Raw genomic sequence first — 13,226 nt, 5'->3', positions numbered from 1 at the left:
ATATAAAATATTTTTTTGTTAGTGAATACCAATAAAATTTTAGTAGAAAGAATTAATTTTTCATCAGTAAAAAGGAGTATTGAATATCCAGATTTTTTAGATATTCAAATTAAATCATTCAAAGAGTTTTTTCAATTAGATACAAAACCAATAGATAGAAAAAATGAAGGTTTATTCAGGGCTTTTACAGAAAATTTTCCAATTTCTGATGCAAGAAATTCGTTTGTTTTAGAATTTAAAGGATATTTTTTAGATGCTCCTAGATATTCTGTAGAAGAATGTATTGAAAGAGGTTTGACTTATAGTGTTCCAATAAGGGTTAGATTAAAATTATATTGTACTGATCCTGAACATGAAGATTTTGAAACTGTTTATCAGGATGTATATTTGGGTACATATCCATATATGACAAATTCTGGTTCTTTCGTTTTTAATGGAACTGAAAGGGTAATTGTTTCTCAATTGCATAGATCCCCCGGAGTATTTTTTGGTCAATCTCATCATGCTAATGGAACTAAACTTTATTCGGCTAGAATTATTCCGTTTAAAGGTTCATGGATCGAATTTGCTACAGATATTAATAATGTAATGTACGCATATATTGATCGTAAAAAGAAACTTCCTATGACTACTTTATTGCGGGCTATAGGATATGAAAGAGATAAAGATATATTAAAAATATTTAATTTAGCGGAACAAGTAGAAGTAAATGATACTAGTGTAGTAGATATTTTATCCAGAACTCTGGCTGCTAGAGTTTTAAAAATTTGGAATGAAGATTTTGTAGATGAAGATACAGGAGAAGTTGTCTCTATTGAAAGAAATGAAATTCTTATAGATAGAGATGTCTTATTAACACAAGAACATATAGATCTTATAAAGAATAATGATATAAAAACTATTTTAGTTCATAAGAAAAATGGAGAAAAAAAAGATTATTCTATTATTTATAATACTCTGCATAAAGATCCAACAAATTCTGAAAAAGAAGCAGTTGAATACATATATAGACAACTTAGAAATACTGAGCCACCTGATGAAGAAACAGCTAGAGGAGTAATAGATAAATTATTTTTTTCTGATACTAGATATAGTTTAGGTCCTGTGGGACGATATCGTCTAAATAAACGATTAGGATTAAAAATAGATCCTGATCATTTAGTATTAACAAAACAAGATATTATAGCAATAATAGAACATTTAAATGCTTTATTTAATTCAAAAAAAGAAGTTGATGATATTGACCATTTATCTAATAGAAGAGTTAGAACAGTTGGAGAACAATTATATACTCAATTTAGTATTGGATTATCTAGAATGGCAAGAACTATAAGAGAGAGAATGAATGTTCGAGATAACGAAGTGTTTATGCCCGTTGATTTAATTAATTCCAAAACATTATCTTCAGTAATCAATACATTTTTTGGAACTAGTCAATTATCTCAATTTATGGATCAGACTAATCCACTTTCTGAAATTACTCATAAAAGAAGATTATCTGCATTAGGTCCAGGTGGTTTATCAAGAGAAAGAGCTGGATTTGAAGTAAGAGATGTTAATTATTCTCATTATGGTAGATTATGTCCTATAGAGACACCTGAAGGTCCTAATATAGGATTAATATCTTCACTTTCTGTATTCGCAAAAATAAATAATATGGGATTTGTAGAAACTCCTTATCGAAAAGTAAGAAATAATAAGGTTAATTTTAAATATCCAGTGGATTATTTAAGTGCAGAAGAAGAAGAAGGTAAAATTATAGCTCAATCTAATTCTGTAGATAATTTTGGAAATTTTTTATCTAATAGAATCATAGCTAGAGAAGCTAGTGATTTTCCCATTGTAAATAATAATAAAGTTCATTATATTGATGTTGCACCTAATCAAATAGCATCTATATCTGCTTCTCTTATTCCATTTTTAGAACATGATGACGCTAATAGAGCACTTATGGGGTCTAATATGATGCGTCAAGCAGTTCCTTTATTGAATCCAGAAACTCCTATTGTTGGAACTGGATTAGAAAAACATGTAGCAATGGATTCAAGAATTTTAATAAATGCTGAGAAAGATGGAATAGTAAAATATATGGATGCAAAAAAAATAATTATTCATTACGATAGAACCAAAGAAGAAGAATTTGTCAATTTTGATTCTAATATTAGAGTTTATAATTTAATTAAATTTAGAAAGACTAATCAGAATACATGTATTAATCTAAAACCGATTGTAAAAAAAGGTATGAGAGTAAAAAAAGGACAAATTTTATGTGAAGGATATGCTACAGAAAATGGAGAATTAGCTTTAGGAAGAAATTTAAAAGTTGCATTTATTCCTTGCAATGGATATAATTTTGAAGATGCTGTGTTAATTTCTGAAAAAGTGGTTAGCGAAGATTGGTTTACATCTATTCACATAGATGAATATTCTTTGGAAGTTCGTGATACTAAATTAGGAATGGAAGAATTGACTAATGATATTCCAAATGTTAGTGAAGAATCTACTAAAAATTTAGATAAAAATGGAATTATTATGGTTGGATCCGAAGTAAAACCTGGAGATATATTAATAGGAAAAATAACTCCAAAAGGAGAATCCGATCCAACTCCGGAAGAAAAATTACTTAGAGCAATTTTTGGAGATAAAGCTGGAAATGTAAAAGATACTTCTTTAAGAGCAGATCCATCTTTATTTGGTGTAGTAATAGATACTAAACTTTTTACTAGAAATATTAAAAATAAATCTTCTAGAGAGAAAGATAAAATTTTGGTTAAAGATTTAGAAAAATTTTATAAAAATAAGTTTTCTTTAAAAAGAGATGAATTATTAAAAAAATTAGAAATAGTTTTAACTAATAAAGTTTGTTTTAAAACCGTTTCTAATAATAGAAGTCATAAAGAAATTATCTATAAAGGAGATAATTTTGATAGAAAACTATTAAATGGAATATCAGATTATATAGATATTTCTTATGAAGATTGGACTGATGATGTTAATACTAATTCATTAGTTTCAGAATTATTACATAATTATAAAATATCAATAAGTAAATTAGATAGTGAATTTAAACATAAAAAATTTTCAATTACAATTGGAGATGAATTACCATCTGGTATTGTTAAAATGGCAAAAGTATATGTCGCAAAAAAAAGAAAGTTGAAAGTCGGAGATAAAATGGCTGGTAGACATGGAAATAAAGGAGTAGTAGCAAGAATACTAAGATTAGAGGATATGCCATTTTTAGAAAATGGTGAACCAGTAGATATTGTTTTAAATCCTTTAGGGGTACCATCTAGAATGAATATTGGACAAATATATGAAACAGTTTTAGGATGGACTGGTCAAAAATTAGGAATAAAATTTTCTACTCCTATATTTGATGGTGCAACATTAGATAAAATATGTGAATACACAGATAAAGCTAAAATTCCGAAATTTGGAACTACTTATTTATTTGATGGAGAAACTGGTGAAAGATTTGATCAATCTGCTACTGTTGGTATAATATATATGTTAAAATTAGGACATATGGTAGATGATAAAATGCATTCTAGATCTATTGGTCCTTATTCATTAATTACTCAACAACCTTTAGGTGGAAAATCACAATTTGGTGGACAAAGATTTGGAGAAATGGAGGTTTGGGCATTAGAAGCATTTGGAGCATCAAATATTTTACGTGAAATATTAACTGTTAAATCAGACGATGTTATAGGAAGAGCAAAAACTTATGAAGCTATAGTCAAAGGAATAGAAATGCCAGAACCTAATAATCCTGAATCATTTAATGTTTTATGTTATGAATTAAAAGGATTAGGATTAGATATCAGCTTAGAAGAATAGATGTATTGTATTATGAATAAAAGAAGTAAGTTTAGTAAAATAAAAATTCGTTTAGCATCTCCAGAATTAGTATTAAAAGAATCTTATGGAGAGGTATTAAAACCAGAAACTATAAATTATCGTACGCATAAACCAGAAAGAGATGGATTATTTTGTGAAAGAATTTTTGGGCCTGTTAAAGATTATGAATGTGCTTGTGGGAAATATAAAAGAATTCGTTACAAAGGAATTGTATGTGATAGATGTGGAGTAGAGATAACTGAAAAAAAGGTTAGAAGAGAGAGAATGGGACATATCAGTCTTGTGATTCCAGTTGTTCATATATGGTGTTTTCGTTCTTCTCCTAATAAAATTGGATCATTATTAGGATATTCTTCAAAAAAACTTGAAATGATAATTTATTACGAACGATATGTTATTATTCAAAGTGGGATAGCTCGACGTTCAGATGGAAAACCTTTTGTAAAAGGAGATTTTTTAACTGAAGAAGAATATTTGAATATTCTAAATAATCTTCCTAATTCTAATAAAAATTTGGATGAATCTGATCCAGATAAATTCATAGCTAAAATGGGGGGAGAATGTTTAGAAGATTTATTAAAAAGAATTGATTTAGATATTTTATCTAATGAATTAAGAAATAAAGCTTTTAGTGAAACTTCTAAACAACGTAGAATTGATGCTTTGAAAAGATTACAAATAGTTGAATCATTCAGAGATGGCGAAAAAAATGGTGGAGATCCAACTTGGATGATTATTCATGTTTTATCCGTAATTCCTCCTGAATTAAGGCCTTTAGTTCCTTTAGAAGGTGGTAGATATGCAGCATCTGATATGACTGATTTATATAGAAGAGTACTCATAAGGAATAATCGTTTGAAACGATTGATAGAAATAAAAGCTCCTGAAGTTATTCTGAGAAATGAAAAAAGAATGCTTCAAGAAGCCGTGGATTCATTATTTGATAATTCAAGAAAAATGTCTGCGGTAAAATCTGAAGCAAATAGGCCTTTGAAATCCTTATCTGATTCTTTAAAAGGAAAACAAGGTCGTTTTAGACAGAATTTATTGGGTAAAAGAGTAGATTATTCTGCTAGATCGGTAATTGTGGTGGGGCCTCATTTAAAATTATATGAATGTGGATTACCTAAAGATATGGCAGCAGAATTATATAAACCTTTTATAATTAGAAAATTAATTGAAAGAGGGATAGTAAAAACTGTAAAATCAGCTAAAAAAATTATTGATAAAAGAAATCCAATAATATGGGATATATTAGAAAATATATTAAAGGGACATCCAGTACTTTTGAATAGAGCACCTACCCTACATAGATTAGGAATTCAAGCATTTCAACCTAAATTAATAGAAGGGAAAGCAATACAATTACATCCTTTAGTATGTGCTGCTTTTAATGCGGATTTTGATGGTGATCAAATGGCGGTTCATTTACCACTTTCTAAAATAGCAATATTAGAGGCACAGATATTAATGTTAGCATCTCAAAATATATTAAATCCAGCTAATGGGACCCCAATTACTGTTCCATCTCAAGATATGGTTTTAGGTTTATATTATATGACCAAACCATTATTATCAAATAACAGTAAAAAAGTTAAAGGAGAAGGAAAAATTTTTTATTCACCTGAAGAAGTAGAAATAGCTTATAATCAAAAAGTTGTTAGTTTACATGCATTAATAAAAGTTAAAGTTAATGTTCGAGAAAATGATAAATTAATTAAAAAGTTAATAGAGACTACTGTAGGTAGGGTATTATTTAATCAAGTAGTTCCGAAAAAAGTAGGATTTATTAATGAATCTTTAACAAAAAAATCATTAAGAGAAATAATAGGAAAAATATTACATTTAACTAATATTCCCATTACTTCAAAATTTTTAGATGATATAAAAGAATTAGGTTTTTATAATTCTTTTAAAGGGGGGCTATCTTTTGGATTAGGAGATATTATAATTCCCGATAATAAAATAAATATGGTACGTAATGCTATTAAAAAGGTAGATACTGTTATGTCTAATTATAATATGGGATTAATAACAAATAATGAACGTTATAATCAAATTATAGATATATGGACCCATACTAATTCTATGCTAACAGAAAGAGTTATGAAATATATGCAAAAGGATAGAGATGGATTCAATCCAGTATATATGATGTTAGATTCTGGAGCAAGAGGTTCAAAAGAACAAATAAGGCAATTATCTGGAATGCGTGGATTAATGGCAAAGCCACAAAAAACTGGATCTATTGGAGGAGAAATTATTGAAAATCCTATTTTATCTAATTTTAGGGAAGGACTTTCTATTTTAGAATATTTTATTTCTACACATGGAGCTAGAAAGGGGCTAGCAGATACTGCATTAAAAACTGCAGATGCTGGATATTTAACTAGGAGATTAGTAGATGCTGCACAAGATGTTATTATCAAAATAGATGATTGTAATACTTTACGAGGATTAAAAATATCTGCATTAAAGAAAAATGAGGAAGTTGTAGAAACTTTATATGACCGAATTTTAGGGAGAATATCTTTAAATGATGTTTTGAATCCATTTGAAAATGATGAATTAATTATCTACTCAGGAGATATTATTGATGAAAAAATAGCAAAAATTATTGAGAAATCTGGAATTACTACAGTAGAAGTGCGTTCTCCATTAACTTGTGAAGCAAAAATGGGAATATGTTCTAAATGTTATGGTAGAAATTTATCTACTGGAAAAATGATTCAAAAAGGTGAAGCAGTTGGTGTGATTGCTGCTCAATCTATTGGAGAGCCAGGGACTCAATTGACTTTAAGAACTTTTCATGTAGGAGGAACAGCAGGAAATGTAACAGAATCATCTCAAATAAAAAGTAAATATGATGGAATAATAGAATTTGAAGATTTGAAATTTGTTAATACAATTTTAGATTCTAAAAAAGTTAAAATAGTAGTATCTAGAACTACAGAAATGAAACTTTATAATAAAAGAAGATCATCTATTTTAATGATTAATAATATTCCTTATGGAGCATATTTATATGTTAATAATGGTGATTCTTTGAAAAAAAACGATCTTATATGTAAATGGGATTTATATAATGCAGTGATTATTGCAGAATTTTCTGGAATTATATCTTATCAAGATTTAGAACAAGGATCTACTTTTCAAGTAGAGGTAGATGATCAAACCGGATTCCAAGAAAAAGTGATTACAGAAGCAAGGAATAAAAATTTAATTCCAATGTTGAAAATCATTAATGAAGAAAATAAAGAATTGAAGAATTATAATATTCCTGTAGGTGCGCATTTAATGGTAGAAGATGGAGAAAAAATAAAGAAAGGAAAAATTTTAGTTAAAATACCTAGAAAATCAGCTAAATCTGGAGATATTACTGGAGGATTACCAAGGTTATCTGAATTATTTGAAGCTAGAAATCCATCAAATCCAGCCGTAGTATCGGAAATGGATGGAATTGTTAGTCATGGAAAAATAAAAAGAGGAAATAGAGAAATTATTATAGAATCTAAAAATGGAGAAATCAGAAAATATTTAGTTAAATTATCTAATCAAATTCTTGTTCAAGATAATGATTATGTAAAAGCTGGGATGCCATTATCAGATGGAGCGGTAACCCCAAATGATATTTTAAATATAAGAGGTCCAAGAGCTGTTCAAGAGTATTTAATTAGAGAAATACAAGAGGTTTATCGTTTGCAAGGAGTTAAAATAAATGATAAACATTTTGAAGTAATTGTTTTACAAATGATGCGAAAAGTAGAAGTTTTAGATGTAGGTGATACAAAATTTTTAGAAGGAAATATTGAATATAAAGATGATTTTATAGAAGAAAATGATAAAATATCACAAATGAAAATAATTATTTATTCCGGAGATTCTGATAATTTTAATAAAGGAGATATAATTAGTTATAGAGATTTTTTAAATGAAAATACTATTTTAAAATATCATAGTAAAAAATTAATGAAAATAAGAGATGCTATTCCAGCTATAGCAAGACCAATATTACAAGGTATAACTAGATCTGCTTTGCAGACTAAATCTTTTATATCAGCGGCATCTTTTCAAGAAACTACAAAAGTTTTATCTGAAGCAGCTATTAGTAGTAAAACTGATTATTTATATGGATTAAAAGAAAATGTTATTGTTGGTCATAAAATTCCTGCAGGAACTGGATTAAAAGAATATGACGAATTTAATCCGGAAATATTAGATTAATTATTTATTTTTTAGAGATAATGTTTTATTGAAAACAAAATTATTTTTTTCTACTATATAGAAATAACCTATTCTTTGAAATTGAAAATATTTTTGATTTTCTTCTATATAATTTTTTATAGATGGTTCTGCGTATCCTCTAATTTTAATAATGGAATTTTTACTTATTTGATTAGAAATATTTTTTTCTATATTGGGATTTTTATTCAAAAACAAAGGATTGAATAAATTAACATTAATAGGAATAAAATGTGAAATTGATACCCAATGTAAAGTAGATTTTACCCGTTTTTTTGTATTATTATTTTCTTTTTTTTTATGGATAAATGATTTACTATTTATATCGTAAGTACAATAAATTTCTTTTATTTTTCCATTATAATCTTTTTTAATAGAATTTGCTCTTATAATATAAGCATTTTTCAATCTTACTTCATTTCCAATATATAGTCTAAAGAAATTTTTTTCTTTTTTTTCTAAAAAATCACTAGATTCAATATATATATTCTTTGAAAAAGGAATTTTTCTAAATTTATTGTGTTTTTTATTATAATTTGGAAAATTTTCACATTCAATCCATTCAGTTTTATTATCAGGATAATTACTGATAACCAATTTAATTGGATTTAAAATAACCATAATTCTAAATGATATTCTTTTTAAGGATTCTCTTCCAAAAAATTCTAAAAGAGAAATATCTATAACATTATTTCTTTTTGATAATCCAACTCTTTTGACAAAATTTATTAAAGAACTTGCAGGATATCCTTTATTTTTTAAACCTGATATTGTTGATAATCTTGGATCATCCCAATCGTGGATAATTTTTTTATTTATTAAATATTGAATTTTTCTTTTACTTGTTATAGTATTACTTAAATTTAATCTAGAAAATTCTATTTGTTTTGGTTTAATATTTTTTCCATCCCAAATATTATCAATAAACCAGTTATATAATGGTCGTTTATTTTCAAATTCTAGTGAACATAAAGAATGAGATATTCTTTCAAGATAATCACATTGACCATGGGTCCAATCATAAGTAGGATAAATGCACCATTTTTTTCCAGTTCTACAATGAGATGTTTTCAATATTCTATACATGATGGGATCTCTCATATTTATATTAGGGGAACTCATATCTATTCTAGCTCTTAACACGCAACTTCCTTCTTTGAAAAATCCATTTTTCATTTTTTCAAATAAATATAAATTTTCCTCAATTGATCTATTTCTATTGTTACTGTTAATTCCTATTTCGAAAGAATTTTTTCTCTGAAATCTTATTTTTTCTTTAGATTGATTATCAATATATGCTTTATTTTTTTTGATTAATTTTATAGCTAAAAAGTATAAATTATTAAAATAATCTGAGGCATAACTTATTTTATCCCATTTAAAACCTAAAAATAAAATATCTTTTTTTATAGATTCTATAAATTTATTATTTTCTACTATAGGATTAGTATCGTCAAATCTCAAATTGATTGGAGATTGATATTTTTTAGCTAATTCAAAATTTAAAGATATTGCTTTTACATGTCCAATATGAAGGTATCCATTAGGTTCAGGAGGAAATCTGAATTTTATTTTTTTCCTAGGAAATCCATTTTCTATATCTTTTTCTATAATTTTTTCAATGAAATTTAAATGTGATTTTATTTTCAAAAAAATTTAATAATACTTTAATATTAATATAATAATTTTTTTGAAAAAATTATATTTTTGTATATAATTATTTTTAATTTTAAAAATTGAATTATACTAAAGTAGTTAAATGGATTTTTAATCGTCTTCCTATTTATCAAAAATATGGATATAAATGTTATAAACCTGGATTAAATAGAATAAAAAGCTTTTGCAATTATTTAGGAAATCCACAAAAATATTTTAAAAGTATTCATGTTGGAGGAACTAATGGGAAGGGATCAACAGTAAACATGTTATATTCTATTTTACAAGAAGAAGGGTATAAAGTTGGTTCATTTACATCACCTCATTTATTAGATTTTAGAGAAAGAATATCTTATAATGGTAAATACATCGAAAAAAAATTTATTATTAAATTTATAGAAAAGAATCAATTTTTTATTGAAAAAAAATCGATTTCTTTTTTTGAATTAAACACGGCTATGGCTTTTCAATATTTTAAAGAAAAAAAAGTTGATTTGGCAGTGATTGAGGTTGGTATGGGGGGTAGATTAGATTCTACTAATATTATAATTCCAGAGTTATCTATAATTACTAATATTAGTATGGATCATATGGAAATTTTAGGTAAAAATGAATTAGAAATAGCTTTTGAGAAATCAGGAATAATAAAAAAAAATGTATCAGTAATAATAGGACCAAATAATTCTAAAACTATACAATATTTTTTTTTAATAGATTCTTTTAAAAAAAATTCTCCAATTTATTTTGTTTTCCCTTCTAAAAAAGATAATTTGTTTCAATCATCATTTGATGATGTTAATTATCAATATTTAAATAAAGAATTAGTATTAAAAACAATAGATATCCTAAAAAATAGAAAAAATTTTTTTATATCTAAAAAATCTATTATCGATGGATTAAATAATATTAAAAAAAATACTTCTTTTAAAGGAAGATGGGAAATTTTAAAAAAAAAAAATCCTAGAATTATTTGTGATGTAGCTCATAATGAAAAAGGCATATATATGATTAATTCTCAATTGAATAAAGAATCTTATGAAAGATTACATTTAGTATTAGGTTTTGTAAAAGGAAAAAAAATAAATTCATTTTTAAATATGTTTTCTTATAAAAAAACATATTTATATTTTTGTCAACCTAATATAGAAAGAAAGTATGATATTCAAAGTTTGAAAATATTAGTAAATAATTTTTTTTTAAAAAATCAACATAATAATAAAAATATTAATTTTTTTAAATCAGTAAAAATGGCATTTATTTCTGCAAAAAAAAATGCAAAAAATAACGATATAATTTTAATAAGTGGAAGTACATTTGTTGTATCAGAAGTTTTTTTATTATTATAATTTTTTCTTAAATTTAAGAAATTTTTTTTTGGGCAATTAGCTCAGTTGGTTTAGAGCATCTGTTTTACAAGCAGAAGGTCACTGGTTCAAATCCAGTATTGCCCATTATTTTATTTTTTTTATAATAAATTCTAATATTTTATATTTTTCTTCTGGATTAAACCAATTTATATTCGTGCATTTTTTATACCAGGTTAATTGTTTTTTTACATATTTTCTTGTATTAATTTTTATTCTTTCTACTACATCAGAAAATTTATAATTATTTTTTTTATCTAAAAAATCAAAAATTTCTTTATATCCTATAGTTTCTAAACTATTTAAACCTTTATAAGGATAAAGATTTTTTGATTCAAGTAATAATCCATTTTTAATCATATTATCTACTCTTTTATTAATTTTGTGAAAAATTTTTTTTTTAGATAAAATTAATCCAATTTTTAATGGATAAAAATTTATCTTTTTTTTATTCTTTTTGAAAAAGAAATCTGGAGATTTCCCAGTAGATTTTATAATTTCTAAATATCTGATTAATCTGATAGGATTATTAATATCTATATTTTTTAGATGATATTTTTCTTTTTCTTGAAAAAATTCTTTTTGTAAATATTTAATTCCTTTTTCTTTAAAAGAAACAATTAAATCATTCCTAATATTAATATTAATATTAGGAATATCGGATAATCCCTCTATAACTGCTTTTTCATATAATCCAGATCCTCCTACCATAATTAGAATGGAATATTTTTTAAATAATTCATTAATTTTTATTTGAGAATCTCTCTCAAATAATTTAGCATTATAATATTGATGAATACTTAAATGACCTATAAAATGATGAGGAACAGATTTTAATTCTTTTAAAGATGGTAAAGAAGTTCCTATTTTTAATTCTTTATAAAATTGTCTAGAATCACTCGATAAAATTTCTGTTTTTAATTGTTTGGCTAAAAAAATAGATAAATTAGTTTTTCCAACACAAGTAGGTCCTACTATAGTAATTAAGTTTTTTTTCATGTTTTTGTAACATCATAGAATAGAAGAATATTTAGATAATTTTGATTGCATCCAATAATCTACTAAGACTAATGCTGCCATTGATTCAACTATAGGAACTGCTCTGGGTAAAACACAAGGATCGTGTCTACCTACTATTTTGTTTGTAACAATTTTTCCTAAATTATCAAGGTTTTCTTGTTTTTTCATTATACTGGCTACAGGCTTAAAAGCTACTCTAAAATAAATATCCATTCCATTGGATATTCCACCTTGTATCCCCCCAGAAAAATTTGTTTTGGTTTTTCCACTTGAAAAAAATAAATCATTATGATTAGAACCAGTTAATTTAGTTCCATCAAAACCACTTCCATATTCAAATCCTTTTACCGCATTAATAGATAGCATAGCTTTTCCTAATTCAGAATGAAGTTTATTAAATACTGGTTCTCCAATTCCTATTGGAACATTGCTAATTATACAAGTTATAATTCCTCCTATTGTATCACCATTACTTTTTATTTCTTGAATTTTTGAAATCATTTTTTTTGATACATCAGAATCAGGACATCTTACAGGACTTTTTTCAATAGAATCTATAGATAGATTTAATTTTTGATAAGGTTTATTTATCGATATATCTCCTATACTGGAAACATAAGAAATTATTTTTATATTTTTTATAATTTGTTTTGCTATAGATCCAGCTACTACTCTGCAAATTGTTTCTCTTGCGGATGATCTACCCCCTCCTCTATAGTCTCTTATTCCATATTTTTTTTCATAAGTAAAATCGGAATGAGATGGTCTATAAGTATTTTGTAAATTTTTATAATCTTCTGATTTTTTATCTTTATTATAGATAATAAATCCTATAGGAGTTCCAGTTGTTTTTCCTTCAAATATTCCAGATAAAAAATGCACTTTATCTAATTCATTTCTTGAAGAAACAATCAATGATTGTCCTGGTCTTCTTCTATTTAAATCAAACTGAATTTTTTTCATATCAATGTTTATTCCAGAAGGACATCCATCAATTATTCCTCCTAAAGCTTCTCCATGACTTTCTCCAAAAGTCGTAATTTTAAATAGATTACCGAAAGTATTTCCTGCCATAATATA

General features: G+C 25.6%; 6 protein-coding genes and 1 tRNA gene. 4 read left to right on the top strand and 3 right to left on the bottom strand.

Annotated elements, in window-relative coordinates; all coding sequences use genetic code 11:
- The first annotated feature begins 21 nt into the window (after positions 1 to 21).
- Both rpoB and rpoC read left to right on the top strand, forming a co-directional pair.
- Positions 22 to 3,843 carry a DNA-directed RNA polymerase subunit beta gene (rpoB, locus tag H0H58_RS02075; protein WP_185864907.1) on the top strand — a complete coding sequence of 1,274 codons (3,822 nt, stop codon included), beginning with the start codon at positions 22 to 24 and terminating at the stop codon, positions 3,841 to 3,843.
- Positions 3,844 to 3,855: 12 nt separating this feature from the next.
- Positions 3,856 to 8,088 (top strand): DNA-directed RNA polymerase subunit beta', encoded by a 4,233-nt coding sequence (rpoC, locus tag H0H58_RS02070; protein WP_185864906.1) that lies wholly within the window; start codon positions 3,856 to 3,858, stop codon positions 8,086 to 8,088.
- Here the strand turns inward: rpoC and glnS are convergent, their stop codons facing one another.
- The gene (glnS, locus tag H0H58_RS02065; protein ID WP_185864905.1) at positions 8,089 to 9,756 is read right to left on the bottom strand and encodes a glutamine--tRNA ligase; all 1,668 of its coding nucleotides are present in this window, start codon (positions 9,754 to 9,756) and stop codon (positions 8,089 to 8,091) included.
- An 86-nt stretch (positions 9,757 to 9,842) separates the two neighbouring features.
- Here glnS and H0H58_RS02060 point away from each other — a divergent pair, with 86 nt between their 5' ends.
- Together H0H58_RS02060 and H0H58_RS02055 are read left to right on the top strand one after the other, a co-directional pair.
- Complete coding sequence (locus tag H0H58_RS02060) at positions 9,843 to 11,108, top strand: bifunctional folylpolyglutamate synthase/dihydrofolate synthase (protein WP_185864904.1); 1,266 nt, start codon at positions 9,843 to 9,845, stop codon at positions 11,106 to 11,108.
- Positions 11,109 to 11,138: 30 nt separating this feature from the next.
- Positions 11,139 to 11,213: transfer RNA gene (locus H0H58_RS02055), tRNA-Val, on the top strand.
- On the opposite strand, the gene miaA is transcribed toward H0H58_RS02055, so the two are convergent.
- A complete protein-coding gene (gene miaA / locus H0H58_RS02050; RefSeq protein WP_238785126.1) occupies positions 11,214 to 12,125 on the bottom strand; it encodes a tRNA (adenosine(37)-N6)-dimethylallyltransferase MiaA in 912 nt (303 codons plus the stop codon).
- A gap of 12 nt (positions 12,126 to 12,137) precedes the next feature.
- Positions 12,138 to 13,220, bottom strand: a complete 1,083-nt coding sequence (aroC, locus tag H0H58_RS02045) for a chorismate synthase (RefSeq protein ID WP_185864903.1) — start codon at positions 13,218 to 13,220, stop codon at positions 12,138 to 12,140.
- Between the last annotated feature and the right edge of the window lie 6 nt (positions 13,221 to 13,226).

It is taken from the genome of Blattabacterium cuenoti (assembly GCF_014251775.1).
GTDB lineage: Bacteria > Bacteroidota > Bacteroidia > Flavobacteriales > Blattabacteriaceae > Blattabacterium > Blattabacterium cuenoti_H.
Note: the sequence above shows the minus strand (reverse complement) of the source record. Positions and strands in the feature narration are given on the sequence as shown.